The organism is Pedobacter sp. R-06 (genome assembly GCF_049913135.1).
Lineage (GTDB): Bacteria > Bacteroidota > Bacteroidia > Sphingobacteriales > Sphingobacteriaceae > Pedobacter.
In genome coordinates, this window is the sequence record NZ_CP183977.1 from 891512 (window position 1) to 908418 (window position 16907).

Below are 16907 nucleotides of genomic sequence, written 5' to 3' on the forward strand. Positions count from 1 at the left end.
ATGGATATTCAATTTGTAGGCGAAAACCTGCTACCGGGTAAAATCGGGCAGTTTTTTATTGTGCTGGCGTTTAGTGCATCATTACTTTCAACAATCGCATACTTTTATGCCAGTCGCGATAAAAATTTAGAAGATAAATCATGGCGGAACTTAGGTCGGATTGGATTCTTAGCTAATTTTGGCTGTATAATTGGTATCGGAGCAATTTTGTTCTACCTGGTATTGGGCCACTACAATGAATACAGTTATATCTATTGGCACTCTTCAAAACAGCTTCCAATTCATTATATTATTTCTGCTTTTTGGGAGGGACAGGAAGGAAGTTTCTTGCTGTGGGCTTTCTGGCAATCGTTTCTAGGTACTTTATTAATCTGGAAAGCTAAAACCTGGGAGCGCCCTGTAATGACAGTTGTCGCTTTCTCTCAAGTATTTTTAACTTCAATGCTTTTAGGCGTAGAGATTTTTGGTGAGCGCATCGGAAGTTCTCCGTTTATCCTATTAAGAGATTCTCTTGATCTAAAATCAATGGCTCCTGTAGTTTTCGCAAATCCTGAAAACTTTGCTAATTATTTAAAATTTATTACCGATGGTAGAGGATTAAATCCATTGTTGCAAAACTATTGGATGGTTATCCACCCACCAACCTTATTTTTAGGTTTTGCCAGTATGATTGTACCTTTTGCCTATGGAATTGCGGCTTTGTGGCAAAAAAGGTATAAAGAATGGATTAAACCAGCTATGCCCTGGGCACTTTTTGCAGTAATGGTTTTGGGTACAGGTATTATTATGGGTTCTTTCTGGGCTTACGAAGCGTTAAACTTTGGCGGTTTCTGGGCTTGGGATCCTGTTGAAAATGCTTCTTTAATCCCATGGTTAACCCTAATCGGTGCGGTACATGTAATGATTGCATATAAAAATACAGGACATGCTTATTTTACCGCAATTGCCCTGGTTTTTTTAAGTTTCTTATTGGTGCTTTATGCATCGTTTTTAACCCGAAGCGGAATTTTAGGTGATACATCAGTTCACTCATTTACCGATATGGGGATGTTTGGCCACTTAATTTTATATAATGTTGTTTTCGCTGTTTTAGCAATTGTACTCATTATAGTAAGATGGCAAGAATTGCCAATTACCACTAAGGATGAAGAAACTTATTCTCGCGAATTCTGGATGTTTATTGGGGCTTTGGTGGTAACCATCGCTTGTATCCAGGTAATATTCTCTACATCAGTTCCTGTGTTTAACAAAGCCTTTGGAACAAACTTTACTCCGCCAATTGATGCTGTAAAATACTATAATCAATGGCAGGCACCATTTGCGGTATTAATTACTTTGATTTCAGGTTTCTCTCAATATTTAAAATACAAAAGAACTGATCCACGCAAATTTTATAGTAGTCTGGTATCGGCAATTATTTTCTCCATTGTGTTAACAGCAGGCTTGGTATATGTGGCTGAGATTTACACCAACACCATGTACATCCTTATTACATTTAGTTGTTTGTTCGCTGTTCTTTCTAATGCTGCAGTATTATATCAGGCTTTTGGTGGCAAGGCTAAATTAGCTGGATCGGCAATTGCACACATTGGCTTTGCTTTTTTGATCTTAGGTGCACTAATCTCTGCCGCTACAAACAAACCTTTATCAATTAATGCTACTAAATTTATTCCGGTAAAAGATTTCGAAAAAGTAGAAAAACCGGGCGAGAACATCATGTTATACAAAAATGAACCCAAGAAAATGGGTAACTACACCGTAACATATGTTGCCGATACTACTGTAGCACCCAATACCATTTATACCCTTAATTTTAAAGTTTTAGATAAGGAAGGTAAGGTTAAAGAAGATTTTAACTTACATCCACATGTACAGGAAAATGAAAAAATGGGGCTAATTGCCTCTCCTGATACCAAGCATTACCTTACTTATGATGTTTATACCCACATCACCAGTGCTGCCATTAAAAAAACATCACATGAAGATCACGAAGGTCATTCTGATGATGAAAATTATAAAGCACCGCGTATTGTAAAGGTTTCGGTAGGAGATACCATTCATACTTCAAGTGGTATAGTTACCGTTAAAGATTTAAACAGAAAACCTACCGCAAAAGATTTAGTTTTAGGTCAGGGTGATTATGCTGTTGGTTTACCGTTAGAGGTTAATGCTGCTGGCAAGATTTATAACACAGAGCCTATTTTCTTAATCAAAGGAAATAACACTTTCGATTTCGCCCGTAAGGTAGATGAATTGGATTTGAAATTCCGTTTTGCAAGAGTATTGCCAGATGAGAAAAAAGTGGAGCTTCAGATCTTTGAAAAACCTCAGCAGTCTAAGGACTGGGTGGTTTTTAAAGCGATAGAATTTCCTTTCATCAATTTATATTGGGCAGGTACTATTGTAATGGTTGTTGGTTTCTTGCTTTCAATTTTCAGAAGAAGAAAAGAGGCCAAAACCGCATAAAATCATGAAGATCGTTTTATTAGGTTCGGGAAACGTTGCCACACACTTAGGAAAAGCATTAAAAGCCAAAAGTGAAGATGTGGTACAGGTGTACAGCCCAAATCTTAATCATGCAAAGTTATTGGCTGATTTAATAGCTGCCGAAGCCGTAAACGATTTAAATGAAGTTAAACAAAATGCTGATTTATATATTATATCGGTAAAGGACGATGCCATTGAAACCATAGCTAAATCATTAAAAAACGTAAATGGTTTAGTGGTGCATACCTCTGGAACTACCGATATTCATATTTTATCGTCACAGGTAAAAAAAGCAGGTGTTTTTTATCCTTTGCAAACTTTTTCGAAAGGTAAAGAGATCTCATTTGAAAATATCCCACTTTGTATCGAAGCGAGCGATGAAAGCCAATTGACGATTTTAAACAATCTGGCAACCAAAATTAGCCGTCAAGTGTACCAGTTAGGTGGCGAGAAAAGAAAAGTATTACACCTTGCAGCGGTATTTGCCTGTAATTTTCCGAATCACCTATATGCTTTGGCGAATAAAATTTTAAGCCAGAACGGTTTGGATTTCGAAATCATCAGGCCATTAATTGCCGAAACCGCCGATAAGGTAATGAGCAATCTACCTGAAAATGTGCAGACTGGACCAGCAGTTAGGAACGACGAAAGCACTTTAAATAAGCATTTGAGCATGTTAACTGATACGCCCGAATTGCAGAACATTTATCAAACATTGAGCGATAGCATAAAATTAACGCTGAAATAGCATAATTACGGCTTTTGCTTCTTACTTTTGCAAAATAATTATGAGCATTTTTAAACTAAAAATAAATTTTGAAGAAGCAGATCACGAATCTATTGAATTACCAATAGCAGCGGGAGAATCTGTTTTAGATGTTTGTCTGGATAATGGAATCGAATTACAGCACAACTGTGGTGGTGTTTGTGGTTGCAGTACCTGCCATGTATACGTAACAAAAGGTATGGATAATATCGAAGAGATTTCTGATAAAGAAGAAGATTTTATCGATAGAGCTGTTCGTCCGAAAATTACTTCTCGCTTAGGCTGCCAATGTGTGGTAATTAACGGCGATATCGAAGTTACCATTCCAGATCAGTCTGACTTTATGGGACACTAGTTAGTCTGGAGTCCAAAGTCTTCAGTCGGGAGTCGGTTAGCCGATTTAACAGTTAACCGATTAACCAATTCAAACAATTAACCAACAACAAAACAACATGAACAACGATAAATTTGCTTTACCTTTTTACTGGAACGATTATGAAGATATTGCAATGTCTTTATATGAGAAATTTGGTGATGATTTTACAGAAGCCAAAATCTACCGTATCCGCTTTACCGAACTTTTAGATTGGGTTTTAGAATTGCCTAACTTTAAAGGAACGCGTGAAGAAAGCAGCGAAGGACATTTAGAGCAAATTCAATCTGCTTGGGTTTACGAGTGGAGAGATAATCAATAATTAGTCCTGAGTTCGGAGTCCTCAGTCCAGAGTCAGCACCGAGCGCTTAACCCTAAACGCCAAACGCGCGAATGTTTTTACAAAAACTAAAAGAGATCACTACTTTCATTTTTGATGTAGATGGTGTGCTTACCGATGGATCAGTTCAGGTTACTGATAACGGGCAGTCGTTGCGTACCTTTAACATTAAAGATGGTTATGCCATGCAGTTGGCCGTTAAAAGAGGATATAACATCTGTATTATATCTGGCGGAGATGGTATTGCCATGGGGAAACGCTTTTTCAATCTGGGCGTAACCGATATTTTCCTCGGAACAGGAGATAAGGTGGCTATTTTCAATCAATATCTTCAGGATAAAAATATTACTGCAGGGGAAGTGCTTTACATGGGCGACGATGTTCCAGATTTAAAAGTAATGAAACTCGTAGGACTTCCAACCTGCCCGGCTGATGCCGTAGAAGAAATAAAAGCGATATCTACATTCATTTCTCCTTACAATGGTGGCAAAACCGCTGTCCGCGATATTATCGAAAAAGTAATGAAAATACAGGGCAGATGGCATGATGAAAATCCAAATGCTGCTGATTCGGGGATGTAAATCGGTTCAATAGCCATTGGTTCATTAGTGAATTAGTACAGGTGCCATAACGAATCGTCTTCCTGAACTTGTTTCAGGATCTTTCAGGCAAATAAATTTTTAGTTAGCTAATCCTAGCGTAGTATATTCGGCTGGTAAAATTCTTTACGAGATTGTCATCCAGAGCGAGTCGAAGGATCTTTTCGTCATTCATCCAAATAGCTGATTAAGTTAAAGATTTCTCCATTCCGTGGTGCTGCAGTCGAAATGACGACCAAGTTATCGTCACCCTTATCAAATCGAAACATCTTTAGAGAAGATCAAAGATTATAAATCTCAGACATTAAAATTTGCAATACATCATATTATATACGAAATTTACATTGATAAATTAATCAATCGATTGATTAATTTATCAATGTAAAAAATGTTAAATTTAATCACATGAGCACATACCTTGTACCAGTAGATTTTTCGAAAACAGCAGATCACGCAGCCAAATATGCTGCCAGGCTGAGTTTTGCGATGACGAACTCAAAAATTATACTGCTTAATGCCTACTATGTTTCAGAATACGAAAGCATTCTCCCAACACCCGATTTAATTGTTACCACAGATGTACATATCGCCGATGAAATTACGAGAAGGCTCGAAGCACTGGAAAAACTTAAGGTAAAAATGCTTGAGATCAATCCCAAGGCAGAAATAGAAGTTTACCTTACAAGAGAAACAATCTTACGTTCTATCATTGAGCGGGTAAATAGAGAAGAGATCGAACTCATTATTATCGGTAGTAACGGTAAAAAAGCGAAAGACGAAAGCGATATCGGTTCTAATGCGATCAAAATTTCTAAATCAAGCCCAGTTCCGGTTTTGGTTGTTCCGCCTAAGGCCGATTATCAATCGATCCGTAAAGCCATTTTAGCCTGCGATTTTAAAAAGGTTAAAGAGGTAATCCCAATGCATGCACTTAAAAATATTTTAAGTAAACATGCTTTAGAACTTTTGGTGCTTAATATCAATTCTGGTGATGTTATTGACTTAAAGGAAGAACACTTTTTGCACGAAATGCTCAAAGATTTTTCTCCCGCTTATCACTATGCTGATCATCCTGATACGATTAAAGGAATAGTAAAATTCGCTAAAAGTGAAGAAGCCCAGTTAATCATCGCATTGCCCAAAAAATATAGTTTTTTCGAAAGTCTGCTTCACGAAAGTGTATCCCAAAAATTGACCATTAAATCACATGTACCCGTATTATTGTTAAAAGATTAACTGTTTTAATCTGCAACAGCTAAGTTACATTTACAGATTAAACTTTCGTCTTTTTGCACACTCCAACATGCTCAATTTTCAACCAAAAACAACAAGAACAACATGAAAAAATTAATGATGATTTGCGGATTAATGCTAGGTATAGCTGGTTTCGCTAACGCGCAGCAAGGTGGTGGACCAGGCAGAATGATGATGAAACCTGAAGAAAGGGTAAAACAGCTAGATGAAAAATTAAAATTATCTGATGATCAAAAAACAAAGTTAACCACTGTTTTTACTGAGCAGGCAGAAACCATGAAAAAAATGCGTGAAGAAATGCAAGGTGGGGGTGATAGAGATGCAATGAGAGAGAAAATGCAAAAAATGCGTGCCGACAATGATGCAAAGGTAACTGCAGTATTAACAGACGATCAGAAAAAAACTTACGAAGCTTGGCAAAAAGAGCAACGTGCTGAAATGGAAAAACGTAGACAAGGTGGTGGAAATAACTAATCTTGGTAAAATATCAAATAAGAAAAGCGGCTTTATGTCGCTTTTCTTATTTTAGCAGAAAAATAAAATATGCCTGCCAATTTCCCTCCCATTATTTTAGCATCTAAATCGCCACGTAGACAAGAGCTTTTAACCCTTATGGGCTTAGATTTTAAAGTCGAACTAAAAGATGTAGATGAAAGTTACCCACCGGATTTATGTCCTGCAGAAATTGCCGTTTACATTTCAGAACAGAAGGCTAAGGCCTTTACGGCTAATGGTGAAATAGTAATTACAGCTGATACCATTGTGGCCTTAAACGGAGAAATTTTAGGTAAACCTGAAGATAGGGCGCATGCACAAGAAATGTTAAAAAAACTATCGGGAAGCAGACATGAAGTTTTTACAGGTGTAACACTTGTTAAAGGCGATAAAATTCATTCGTTTTACGATAGGACAGAAGTTTACTGTAAATCTGTTACAGCTGATGAAATTGATTTCTACATTGATAATTACAAACCCTTTGATAAGGCCGGAAGTTATGGCGTGCAAGATTGGTGGGGTATTGTCGTAGTAGAGCGCATAGAAGGCTCTTATACAAATGTAATGGGCTTGCCAACAGAAAAGCTTTATAACGAGCTCCTGAAATTTATTTAAAACTCATTGTGGAATTCTCTTAAAAGTTTCATCATCTCTAAAAACAACCACGATGAAAACGAGAATTAACGAAGTTACCATAGCAGAACCCTGTTTGCAAAACTGGGATGAAATGGAAAAAGGTGAAGGTTTTAATTTTTGTAAGGCTTGTAGTAAAAATGTAATTGATTTCTCAGGTTATACCAATGCCGAAATCATCAATGTATTAGCAAATGCAGGGTCGTCAATATGCGGTCGCCTGAGCCAAACTCAATTAAACCAGCTCAACTACCATTTAGCTATTGTGCCAACAAACAATAGAAACTGGATGAAATACCTTGGTGTACTGGCTATAGGAATGAGTATTTTTATGATGGATGCCAGGGCAGAAAATTTGAAAACGCCGATTGAAATAACAAGAGATATAAACAACAAAACAGACGATAAAAAACCAGTTGTACCAAAAAAAATATACGGTTACGTTATCGGTGCTGACAATAAACCTGCAGCAGGAATAAGGTTAGTCATTGTAAATACCGATTTTTTCGCGCTCACTGATAAAAATGGCCGCTACGAAATTACTTTAGGCGATAAGTTTGATGTTAGTAAAAACCAATTAGTGGTTGATAGTATACAATATGCCGCGTTTCTAACGCTCGATTTTTCTAAGGAAAAACAGAACAAACTTAAACTTAAAAAGGCCGAATCGATGATTATGGGCAAGATAATGATTGCACCAAAAAAGAAATAGCCTAAATTAATATTCTCTAAACTCCCGATGATCCATAGCTTATATGGATCATTTTTTATAACAGGCTGGCCAAAACACCCATCTTTAAATCGTAGGTAGAAAGTGTTAATCGGTTTATTTTCGCTCTGCCCAATACATAGTTGGTAATTAGCGCCGCAATCACAATCATATCAATCCTTAAAGGGATCATACCAGGCATTTCCGCCCTTTCTTTATGCGTAGCATTGAGTAGTTTGATCGAAGTTGAAATGTAATCATCGAAATTGAATGCAAAAGTTTTGGCTGTTTTAATGTCTGCTTTTAAGTTGTTTTTTCTAATAATGAGCTCAGCAAATGTTTCGAAGGCCCCAGCAGATCCGATTAAGATTTCAGGATGGTATTTTTCACAGATCTCGAAAAGATCTGCAAGTTGATTTTGAATGTGAAATAAAATGGCATTCTTTTCATTGTCGGATATAGGATCTGATTTAAAGAACTGCTGCATTAAACGTGCCACCCCAATGTTATAACTTTTCTTCCAGATCAGTTTTTCGGGATCGCACAGGATAAATTCTACGCTTCCGCCACCAATATCCATAATCAAAGATGTCTCTGTAATTGCTCCGCTCAGTTTTACACCTTGGTAAATTAATTCAGCTTCTTCATCGCCGCTAATCGTTTCGATGTTTATTCCGGTTCTTTCCTTTACTGCATGTACAAAATCTTGTCCGTTTTCTGCGCTTCTAACTGCAGAAGTAGCCGTAGCCCTTACCTCATTAACCTGATATTCAACAATTGTATGGCTAAACGTTTCCAGGCAGTTCACACCTCTTTCAAGGGCTGCAGGAATGATAATATTGTCGTTAATTTTTCCTTCTCCCAGTTTAACAGGCACATTGGTTTTGTATAAAATTTCCGGCTGATTTCCTGTTGTTTCAGCAATAAGTAAGTGAAAGGTGTTCGTACCCAGGTCGATAACTGCAATGCGCATAGTTTATATTTCGTGTTTTGGAAAGCTTTGCAGTGGTTATTTAGTAACTGTCCTCCTGCTATCCATTAAATTTCGTATTGCTAAATTAAGGGTAGTAGAACGAAATACCATTGCTAACAGGTTTATTTTTCAGTGGCTGTTGGTTTTAGCAGGATAGCAAGTGGCTTATAAGTTTATGCTCTTGCCAGGTTCCCATAAATTTCCCATGGTGTAAGATGTTACCATCTTACATATAAAAATCAAACAACAATCTTCATCCAATTTTATTAATATGATCGAGATAGTCAGATGGTAACATCTGACATCACAAAAATACTATTTTATCAAAGTCTGCAATTGTTTTGCATTATGCAATGCTCCAACTCCCCAGGTATTGTTAAAATATACAAAAACTTCATTAATATTATCTTTAACCTGATTTTTAAAGCCCTTAATCGTATTTATATCATATTCTGATTTATACAATACGGGCTTTCCGTGAAAACGGTAATACATAGTCTCTACATTCTGAATCGCATCGTCAGGTAGAGAAGAAGGATAGCTTTGGCCGCTAAATATGATGTTGTTTTGAGCGAATTTTTTATAGATTTCTTCATCAAACCAACTGATGTGGCGAAACTCTACCACATTTTTAAAATCTGGTGTTAAATTTTCGATCAATAGGTTGAACCGTTCTGCATTATAATCGAACTTTGGTGGAAACTGAAACAGTATACATCCTAATTTCTCTTTTAGTCCGATTTGAATAGCCTCGTAAAAATCGCTTATGAGCTGTTCGCATTCATTGAACTGTTTATAATGTGTAATCAATCGCGGCGCCTTAATTGTAAATAAAAAACCACTCGGACTTTCATTATACCACTTATCGAACGATTTTTGAGTTGGCATTTTATAAAAGGTAGAATTGATCTCTATTGTATTAAAATGTCTGCAGTAATATTTAAACCAATCTTTTTGTGCCAAACCTTTTGGGTAGAAAATCTCTTTCCATTCACGATAATAAAAGCCTGAGCAACCAATTCTCCATTTCATATATAGAAAACAGACTATAAATGGAAAGGTTTATTATCCGTTATTAATTGCGGCGAAAATAATCAACGAGACGCCAATATAGCCTGATAGTTTTAAGTAAATGTTGCCTTTTTTATTTAGAAAACCTAATACCACCATCGTTAATAAGTACAGCATTGAAAGTGCTAAATATCCAGTAAACGGTGGATGATTGTTTTTTAATTGCGATTCGTTTTTTGTCGAAGCAAAGAAAACCTCAATGAGGACTGGTGAAATCCAACCGATTAAATACAATACAAATATTATCGATGCTATTGGGTACTTTCTGAAAATGGTAGTGAGTTCGTTCATGTTCTGAAATTAATACCGGTTTTATGGATATGTAACCCAAAAAAGTAAGCAATTTATGTTCAGATATCTGTGGTGTCATATGTTACCATCTGATACGGCAAAAATGGATTAACCCAAGTTTACTGGAATGGTTCTTATAGTCAGATGGTAACATCTGACTTCACTAAATACCCGTGGTGTCAGATGTTACCATCTGATAGGGTGAAAAATGGATTATCAAAGTTTACCGGAATAGTTTTTATAGTCAAATGGTAATATCTGACTTCACTAAATACTCGTGGTGTCAGATGTTACCATCTGATACGGCAAATGTGGATTACCCAAGTTTATTGGAATGGTTCTTATAGTCAGATGGTAACATCTGACTTCACTAAAAAATAGGGACTTTTGGTACGATGCTTTATAAAACAAAAAACCGATGCTTGCGGCACCGGTTTTTCGATTTATATTTAATCAATTACTCGAAGTATTCTTTCATTCTTTCGAAGAAACTTTTATCATTTTTACCCGGTTGAGGCTTAAAGTTTGGCGATTCACGTAATTTCTCTAAAGCGTTACGTTCATCACTACTTAAAGCTTTTGGTGTCCAGATGTTGATGTGGATAATCTCATCACCTCTATGATAAGAATTCACTTCTGGTAAACCTTTACCTTTTAAGCGTAATAATTTTCCGCTTTGTGTACCCGGATCGATTTTGATTTTTGCTTTACCATCAATGGTTGGTACTTCAATGCTCATCCCTAAAGCAGCATCAACGAAGCTTAAATGTAAATCGTAAACGATATTGTTGCCTTCGCGTTTTAAGGTTTCGTGTGGCGTTTCTTCAATTAAGATAATTAAATCGCCTGGGATACCGCCATTAGGTGCAGCATTTCCTTTTCCGCTCATGCTTAATTGCATACCTTCACTTACACCTGCAGGAATATTGATGGTAATGGTTTCTTCGCCACGTACAACACCATCTCCATGACAAACTGTACATTTTGAGGTAATTTGCTGACCGCTACCGTTACAGGTAGGGCAGGTAGATGCTGTTTGCATCTGGCCTAAAATTGTATTGGTTACTCTACGTACCTGGCCACTACCACCGCAGGTACCACAAGTACTTACCGATGATTTATCTTTCGCACCAGAGCCATCGCAGGTTTTACAAACAATTAGTTTATTAACCTTGATTTTCTTTTCTGCACCATGTGCAATTTCCTCAAGTGTTAATTTAACTTTTATACGTAGGTTAGAGCCTTTGGCTACACGACGACCACCACGTTGCTGACCGCCACCACCACCGAAAAAGCTTTCGAAAGGATTGTGACCGCCAAATACATCGCCGAAATTGCTAAAAATATCGTCCATGTTCATGCCGCCACCGCCGTAACCACCGCCACTTGCGCCTCCAACACCCGCATGACCGTATTGATCATAACGTTGTTTTTTATCTGGACTGCTTAAAACTTCATAAGCTTCGGCAGCTTCCTTAAATTTATCTTCAGCAGCTTTATCTCCTGGATTTTTATCCGGATGATATTTAATCGCCATCTTGCGATAAGCTTTCTTTATCTCATCAGCGGCTGCGCCCCTAGTTACGCCTAATACGTCGTAATAATCTCTTTTACTCATCTTCTTTATAAACGTTGAAATGTTTGAAAGTTGAAACGTTTAATGTTCCTGACCCAAAAACAAACACCAGTTTTATTAATTTTCTTGCTTGGGGTTAATTGTTGCTATTGCTACTGCAACTTTCCAACTTTTAACCTTCCAACTTTTCAATTTCCTTACGCTCCAACTACAACTTTAGCAAAGCGGATTACATTATCATTTAAGGTATAACCTTTTTCAACTTCGTCGATCACTTTCCCTTTAAGATCATCGCTAGGAGCAGGGATATTGGTAATTGCTTCGTGGAAATCGGTATTGAAAGGCTGACTGATGCTTTCTACATCTTTCAATCCTTTTTGTGCTAAAGTGTTTTTTAGCTTTGTGCTTACCAATAAAATGCCTTCTTTAACCGGGGCAACGTCAGTAGCAGTTTCCATTGCTTTTAATGCACGGTCAAAATCATCTAAAACAGGTAAAAGTGAAACAATTACATCTTTACCTGCCGTTTGCAACAATTCTACGCGTTCTTTTTGTGTACGACGTTTATAATTATCGAACTCAGCATATAAGCGTAAATATTTGTCGTTAAGTTGTTGAACTTCCGCTTGCAATTTTTCTTCTGCAGATAATTCGGGCGCCTGCTCAGTTTCAGCGATAGGAGCATCAGTATTCTCTACATTCTCAGCAGTATTTTCTGATGTATTTTCAGGATTCATTATATTTTCTTCTTTATCGTTATTTTTCTTCTTATTAAACATAATACTGGGCTGAATTTTTTTGTTTTGATCTCAACTATTTTGCCATAAACGGAAATCAGCCAAGCTGTCAGATTTATTTGTATTTATCTGAACAGATTGGCTGATTAGCTGACGGATGTCAGAATTTTTTATACGATTTGTGCATCTTCATGCACAACTCCATTCTCACATTTAATAATGCGCGAAGGGAAAGTGCGGATGATATGGTAATCGTGTGTAGCCATTAATACCGCAGTTCCGGCCTGGCTAATTTGTTTTAAAAGGGTTACAATTTCTTCTGATGTTTCCGGATCTAAATTTCCTGTAGGCTCATCAGCAAGAATAATTTCCGGATCATTTAACAAAGCTCTCGCAATAACAATACGCTGCTGCTCGCCACCAGAAATTTCGTGTGGCATTTTTTTGATTTTAGAACGCAAACCAACTTTGTCTAAAACATCTTTAATGCGTTCATTAATTAGTTTTTCGTCTTTCCAACCTGTTGCCTTAAGCACAAATTCAAGGTTTTTTTCAATGGTTCTATCGGTAAGCAATTGAAAATCCTGAAAAACTACTCCCAATTTACGGCGTAAAAACGGCACCTGACTTTCCTTCAGGTTTTTAAGGTCGAAACCAGCAATATTACCTTCGCCATTACCAATATGTAAGTCGCCATATAATATTTTAAGCAAACTGCTCTTGCCCGAACCTGTTTGACCGATCAGGAAGACAAATTCGTCCTTTTCGATGTGTAAATTTACGTTTGAGAGGACTAGATGTTTCTGTTGAAAAACATCAACATTGCTTAAATGAATTACTGAGTTGCCTGCCATATTATATTTCTAATTTTGCAATCTGCCCGAAAGGCAAATCTTTAACCATTTCCATAATGTATTCTTGCTTGTCGCCAAGTCCGAGTTTTTCCAGCGATTTATCAGGCCTATCAACCCTAAAATAAGCTAAAAGTGTAAACTTGTCATCTCTTAACTGTACGTAATCTGGAATTTTGGCTATGCCTTTAACTTTAACGATATACATTGTGCCCAAAAATAGCATTTCCAAATGATAAGCGAAAGTAAGAAGTCCTTTTTATCTCATCAGCATTACCCAGCCGGTATAGGTTTTAAAATCTTTGTTTAAATAAATGCTATAATAATATATTGCCGGAGGAAGATCTTTCCCATTCATTTTCCCATCCCAGGCTTTAAAAGTTCCGGTGCTCTGGTAAACGAGCTGGCCATATCGGTTGGTTACTTTCACAATTGAATTGGGGAAAGATGTAATAGACGGAATATTCCACATATCATTTACATTATCGCCATTTGGCGTAAAGGTATTGGGGATTACCACTTTTGGATAAACCTTGATGAAAACCTCATCGCTACTACTGTTACAGCCCAAATTTGAACTCGCATGTAAAGTATAGGTAATATCTTCAGTTGGTGTAGCAATGGGACTAAGTTTGGTGGGGTCGTCAAGATAATCTGATGGTGTCCAGAAATAGGTAAAATCATCGCCACTCACTTTACCATTTAAAATTGTTGATTGTCCGGTTACGATTGTTTGATCTGCACCTGCATTGGCCACTACATTTTTATTTACGTTGACAGTGATTTGTGCATACGTAGTACAGCTGTAATTAGATACCTGAACCGTATATGTCGTAGTTTCAGTTGGTGCGGCGATTGGGTTAGGGATTTGTGGATCAGACAAGCCTTTTGATGGGTGCCAAAGGTAGGCAGAACCACCTGACACTTCTAACTGAACAGATTGGCCTTCACAAATGGTTGCATTTTGAATATTGGTTATTGGAATTACTGGCTCAAAAACCTCAACGGTTGTTGTTGCAGGTGATGTACACCCATTTGCAGCCACCTGAACAGTATAAATGCCCTCCATTGCTTTAGTTGCATTGGTTATCGTTGGGTTCTTCTCAGCAGAAAGGAACTGACCATCTGGACCATACCATTTATAACTTGTTCCTCCAGAGGCATTTAATCGAATGGTGCCACCAATACAAACTTCGCCAGAATTTTCGGCTTTGGCAGTGGGTAAAGGATTTACAGTAACCTCTATCGGCTCTGATACTGCCCTGCAGTAAGTTCTATCGATATTGCCATTCATAGCCGTAATTAACCGATATTGATAAGTGCCAGCTATGCGATCTGAAAAATCTATAGCAGCTTGTTTCGTTGTTTTGCCAACAATGTCAGCCCAACCGCTACCTGTATTTTCCTGCCATTGATAAAATGCGTTTGTATATCCTGCAGTAATATTTGCATCTAAAATGAAATTGCTGGTATTCCCCTCACACATGTTTAATAAAGAGGCATTCGTGTTAAAAAATGGAGCGATAGCTGGGCCACAAGCTTGTACGGTGATATCATCCAAAGCAAAATCATTACCACTATTTGTTGGTGTGTTATTAATCAACTGTAAGATTACCGTTGGGCTATTGCTATTACTAAAGTCAACGGAATATTGATGCCATGTTCCATCTGCGGGTACATTTTCGGTTGGTTTTTCGCCTAATATATTATTATTGGGATCGGTTATACGCAAGATCATATTTGGATTTTGAGCATTGGCAGCAGGCGAATTTGTATTTAATACCCAAATGGATAAACGTAAAGTGGTATTTGGGCATAGATTATCCATTCGCTGCTCAAAAAATACAGTTCGAGTTGCTATACCATCAATTAAAAGCATCAAACCATTGGGATCTCCGGTATGATCAGCATGTGGCTGCCAGTAAATAGGGTATGGATTACCAGGGGTAGCAGGTGTTTTAACTAAACCCGATTGGTTGGCAGTTAAATTACGTGGGCTTACTCCCGGAGGACCAACAAAAGTTGTATAAGTAGAAGCGCCTGGTGCATACTGCTCCAATGGTCCATACCAGCTGTCGGTATTGTTTCCCTGCCCAAAGGTCTGACTAATGAGGGGTTGTCCAAAAGTTCCGCTACAAAGCTGCGCTTTTGCAAAATTTGCAAACAGGAGGATAGAAAGAAAAAATAACGCTTTTGATAGAGAGTGCATTTACTGGCTCAGGTTTATGCAATATTAAATAAATTTAAAATCTAAATGCCATCAATGAGCAAAGTCACTCACCATATTAGTTTAACCCATTCAAAAACTCAACGGTATTTACATTATCTGCATAGTCCCAAAGTTTGGGATGCTGGCTTTGGCCAAAACCGAAAGTGTTTAAACTTAAAGGCGATTTGCTAATCACGCATTGAATGTTTTCTGATTGGTTTTTCAGTTTATCTTCAAGCTCCTGTAACTGCTCGTATTCTTCATAAAAAAGAACAGCCAAGGGCGATGTCAGGTGCTTATCTTCTTTTAATAACAAGAAGCCATTGTCGAAGTGTTTAGCCGCATTAACCAGATAGATAGATTTATTGTAATCGTAATTATTATTGTATTTAAAGTGGTTAATAATAGGCTGAAAACTTTCTATACCTTCGTAAAAATTAGCAATATCATATCCTTTTGGGATATAGATTTTAGAAACATTTCTACAGCCTAAGCCAAAATAATCAAAAATATCGTTACCAAGATTTTGAATGTCCTCGAAACTTTCCGAACCATCTAGAACTGCAACACTGTTCCTGTTTTTTCTGATAATATTGGGCACTTTACTGAAATAATAGTCGAAATAGCGGGATGAATTGTTGCTTCCGGTTGCAATAACAGCGTCAAAATCTTTTAAACGCTCTACATATTCTATTTTATCCCCGAAAGCAGGTTCTACTTTAATCAGTTCGGCAATTACGGCTTTAATTAATTTATCATCAGCCGAAGAAAGTTTGATTAAAGCAATATTACCTGTGGCCAATACACTTAAAACATCATGTAAACCCACCATTGGAATATTCCCTGCCAGTATTAAACCAACCTTTTTTGGAGTTGTGCTAAACTTAACCGATTTGAACCAAATGGCCAAATCAGCCTCATTTAACATTTCAGCAAAAGATAAAATAGATTTTTTTATGTTCTCTGAGGTAAACCATGCATTAGTACTTTCGGCACTATAAAATGCATTTCCTAGTATGTCAGTAGGGTTTGTAAGCAATTTGCCCAGTTTGCTGAACGCGATTATTACTTTTTCTTGAGTTAATGCTGACATATTTAGAATTATTATTAAGTGATTATATCTTATATTTGCAGCGCAAAGGTAAACTAAGCAAAAGAATTAGACGAAAACATGGCGATTAAAATAACAGATGAGTGTATAAATTGTGGGGCTTGCGAACCAGAATGTCCTAATAACGCAATTTACGATGCCGGTACTGCATGGCGTTTTTCTGATGGTACAAATTTAAATGGTATCATTGATTTTGGTAATCAACAAATTGAAGCTGATGCAGCTCAAGAAGCAGTTTCGGATGAAGTTTATTATATTGTATCCGATAAGTGTACAGAGTGTAAGGGCTTTCATGATGAACCTCAGTGTGCGGCAGTATGTCCGGTAGATTGTTGCGTAGACGACGAAGATATCCGTGAAACAGAAGAAGAATTATTGGCGAAGAAAGCTTGGTTACACCAGGAAGGATAAGCTTTATAAAATATATACATA

Annotated in this window: 19 protein-coding genes; 10 read left to right on the forward strand and 9 right to left on the reverse strand. The window is 37.2% G+C overall.

The annotated features are described in order from the left end of the window. The 9 genes from ACN9MR_RS03825 (at position 1) to ACN9MR_RS03865 (ending at position 7659) form a co-directional block, all read left to right on the forward strand. A complete protein-coding gene (locus ACN9MR_RS03825; protein WP_426328311.1) occupies positions 1-2466 on the forward strand; it encodes a heme lyase CcmF/NrfE family subunit in 2466 nt (821 codons plus the stop codon). 4 nt (positions 2467-2470) lie between these two features. Further along, entirely contained in the window at positions 2471-3235 is a 765-nt protein-coding gene (locus tag ACN9MR_RS03830) for a Rossmann-like and DUF2520 domain-containing protein (protein ID WP_426328312.1), read from the forward strand. Between the two features lie 40 nt (positions 3236-3275). Beyond that, entirely contained in the window at positions 3276-3608 is a 333-nt protein-coding gene (locus ACN9MR_RS03835) for a 2Fe-2S iron-sulfur cluster-binding protein (protein ID WP_029275355.1), read from the forward strand. A 97-nt stretch (positions 3609-3705) separates the two neighbouring features. Then, positions 3706-3948, forward strand: coding sequence for a Fe-S cluster assembly protein IscX (gene iscX / locus ACN9MR_RS03840; RefSeq protein WP_426328313.1), 243 nt, complete (start codon positions 3706-3708; stop codon positions 3946-3948). A gap of 71 nt (positions 3949-4019) precedes the next feature. Next, positions 4020-4547 carry a KdsC family phosphatase gene (locus ACN9MR_RS03845; protein WP_426328314.1) on the forward strand — a complete coding sequence of 176 codons (528 nt, stop codon included), beginning with the start codon at positions 4020-4022 and terminating at the stop codon, positions 4545-4547. Positions 4548-4970: 423 nt separating this feature from the next. Continuing rightward, the gene (locus tag ACN9MR_RS03850; RefSeq protein ID WP_426328315.1) at positions 4971-5801 is read left to right on the forward strand and encodes a universal stress protein; all 831 of its coding nucleotides are present in this window, start codon (positions 4971-4973) and stop codon (positions 5799-5801) included. Positions 5802-5903: 102 nt separating this feature from the next. Beyond that, the gene (locus ACN9MR_RS03855; RefSeq protein WP_426328316.1) at positions 5904-6293 is read left to right on the forward strand and encodes a hypothetical protein; all 390 of its coding nucleotides are present in this window, start codon (positions 5904-5906) and stop codon (positions 6291-6293) included. A gap of 69 nt (positions 6294-6362) precedes the next feature. Continuing rightward, on the forward strand, positions 6363-6929 hold the full coding sequence (locus ACN9MR_RS03860) for a Maf family protein (protein WP_426328317.1): 567 nt from the start codon (positions 6363-6365) through the stop codon (positions 6927-6929). Between the two features lie 52 nt (positions 6930-6981). Continuing rightward, positions 6982-7659: a carboxypeptidase-like regulatory domain-containing protein gene (locus tag ACN9MR_RS03865; protein ID WP_426328318.1), complete on the forward strand. Its 678-nt coding sequence runs from the start codon at positions 6982-6984 to the stop codon at positions 7657-7659. A 55-nt stretch (positions 7660-7714) separates the two neighbouring features. Here the strand turns inward: ACN9MR_RS03865 and ACN9MR_RS03870 are convergent, their stop codons facing one another. From ACN9MR_RS03870 to ACN9MR_RS03910, 9 genes are all read right to left on the reverse strand, one after another. Further along, positions 7715-8629 (reverse strand): exopolyphosphatase, encoded by a 915-nt coding sequence (locus tag ACN9MR_RS03870; RefSeq protein WP_426328319.1) that lies wholly within the window; start codon positions 8627-8629, stop codon positions 7715-7717. 315 nt (positions 8630-8944) lie between these two features. Next, positions 8945-9661, reverse strand: a complete 717-nt coding sequence (locus tag ACN9MR_RS03875; protein ID WP_426328320.1) for a DUF72 domain-containing protein — start codon at positions 9659-9661, stop codon at positions 8945-8947. A 33-nt stretch (positions 9662-9694) separates the two neighbouring features. After that, positions 9695-9991, reverse strand: coding sequence for a hypothetical protein (locus ACN9MR_RS03880; RefSeq protein ID WP_426328321.1), 297 nt, complete (start codon positions 9989-9991; stop codon positions 9695-9697). A gap of 457 nt (positions 9992-10448) precedes the next feature. Then, positions 10449-11609, reverse strand: coding sequence for a molecular chaperone DnaJ (dnaJ, locus tag ACN9MR_RS03885; protein ID WP_029278682.1), 1161 nt, complete (start codon positions 11607-11609; stop codon positions 10449-10451). Between the two features lie 155 nt (positions 11610-11764). Continuing rightward, positions 11765-12346 (reverse strand): nucleotide exchange factor GrpE, encoded by a 582-nt coding sequence (locus ACN9MR_RS03890; RefSeq protein WP_426328322.1) that lies wholly within the window; start codon positions 12344-12346, stop codon positions 11765-11767. 128 nt (positions 12347-12474) lie between these two features. After that, entirely contained in the window at positions 12475-13158 is a 684-nt protein-coding gene (locus ACN9MR_RS03895) for a cell division ATP-binding protein FtsE (RefSeq protein WP_029278680.1), read from the reverse strand. A gap of 1 nt (position 13159) precedes the next feature. Further along, positions 13160-13363 carry a hypothetical protein gene (locus ACN9MR_RS03900; protein ID WP_057932355.1) on the reverse strand — a complete coding sequence of 68 codons (204 nt, stop codon included), beginning with the start codon at positions 13361-13363 and terminating at the stop codon, positions 13160-13162. 51 nt (positions 13364-13414) lie between these two features. After that, positions 13415-15364 carry a gliding motility-associated C-terminal domain-containing protein gene (locus tag ACN9MR_RS03905; RefSeq protein WP_426328323.1) on the reverse strand — a complete coding sequence of 650 codons (1950 nt, stop codon included), beginning with the start codon at positions 15362-15364 and terminating at the stop codon, positions 13415-13417. Positions 15365-15440: 76 nt separating this feature from the next. Continuing rightward, positions 15441-16457: an acyl-CoA reductase gene (locus tag ACN9MR_RS03910; RefSeq protein WP_426328324.1), complete on the reverse strand. Its 1017-nt coding sequence runs from the start codon at positions 16455-16457 to the stop codon at positions 15441-15443. A 78-nt stretch (positions 16458-16535) separates the two neighbouring features. On the opposite strand from ACN9MR_RS03910, the gene ACN9MR_RS03915 reads away from it, so the two are divergent. Then, a complete protein-coding gene (locus tag ACN9MR_RS03915) occupies positions 16536-16886 on the forward strand; it encodes a 4Fe-4S dicluster domain-containing protein (RefSeq protein ID WP_025143125.1) in 351 nt (116 codons plus the stop codon). The last annotated feature ends 21 nt before the right edge of the window (positions 16887-16907 follow it).

Coding starts and splice junctions, on each gene's coding strand:
- ACN9MR_RS03825 (WP_426328311.1), top strand. CDS start 1: ATGGATATTCAATTTGTAGGCGAAAACCTGCTACCGGGTAAAATCGGG.
- ACN9MR_RS03830 (WP_426328312.1), top strand. CDS start 2,471: ATGAAGATCGTTTTATTAGGTTCGGGAAACGTTGCCACACACTTAGGA.
- ACN9MR_RS03835 (WP_029275355.1), top strand. CDS start 3,276: ATGAGCATTTTTAAACTAAAAATAAATTTTGAAGAAGCAGATCACGAA.
- iscX (WP_426328313.1), top strand. CDS start 3,706: ATGAACAACGATAAATTTGCTTTACCTTTTTACTGGAACGATTATGAA.
- ACN9MR_RS03845 (WP_426328314.1), top strand. CDS start 4,020: ATGTTTTTACAAAAACTAAAAGAGATCACTACTTTCATTTTTGATGTA.
- ACN9MR_RS03850 (WP_426328315.1), top strand. CDS start 4,971: ATGAGCACATACCTTGTACCAGTAGATTTTTCGAAAACAGCAGATCAC.
- ACN9MR_RS03855 (WP_426328316.1), top strand. CDS start 5,904: ATGAAAAAATTAATGATGATTTGCGGATTAATGCTAGGTATAGCTGGT.
- ACN9MR_RS03860 (WP_426328317.1), top strand. CDS start 6,363: ATGCCTGCCAATTTCCCTCCCATTATTTTAGCATCTAAATCGCCACGT.
- ACN9MR_RS03865 (WP_426328318.1), top strand. CDS start 6,982: ATGAAAACGAGAATTAACGAAGTTACCATAGCAGAACCCTGTTTGCAA.
- ACN9MR_RS03870 (WP_426328319.1), bottom strand. CDS start 8,629: ATGCGCATTGCAGTTATCGACCTGGGTACGAACACCTTTCACTTACTT.
- ACN9MR_RS03875 (WP_426328320.1), bottom strand. CDS start 9,661: ATGAAATGGAGAATTGGTTGCTCAGGCTTTTATTATCGTGAATGGAAA.
- ACN9MR_RS03880 (WP_426328321.1), bottom strand. CDS start 9,991: ATGAACGAACTCACTACCATTTTCAGAAAGTACCCAATAGCATCGATA.
- dnaJ (WP_029278682.1), bottom strand. CDS start 11,609: ATGAGTAAAAGAGATTATTACGACGTATTAGGCGTAACTAGGGGCGCA.
- ACN9MR_RS03890 (WP_426328322.1), bottom strand. CDS start 12,346: ATGTTTAATAAGAAGAAAAATAACGATAAAGAAGAAAATATAATGAAT.
- ACN9MR_RS03895 (WP_029278680.1), bottom strand. CDS start 13,158: ATGGCAGGCAACTCAGTAATTCATTTAAGCAATGTTGATGTTTTTCAA.
- ACN9MR_RS03900 (WP_057932355.1), bottom strand. CDS start 13,363: ATGTATATCGTTAAAGTTAAAGGCATAGCCAAAATTCCAGATTACGTA.
- ACN9MR_RS03905 (WP_426328323.1), bottom strand. CDS start 15,364: ATGCACTCTCTATCAAAAGCGTTATTTTTTCTTTCTATCCTCCTGTTT.
- ACN9MR_RS03910 (WP_426328324.1), bottom strand. CDS start 16,457: ATGTCAGCATTAACTCAAGAAAAAGTAATAATCGCGTTCAGCAAACTG.
- ACN9MR_RS03915 (WP_025143125.1), top strand. CDS start 16,536: ATGGCGATTAAAATAACAGATGAGTGTATAAATTGTGGGGCTTGCGAA.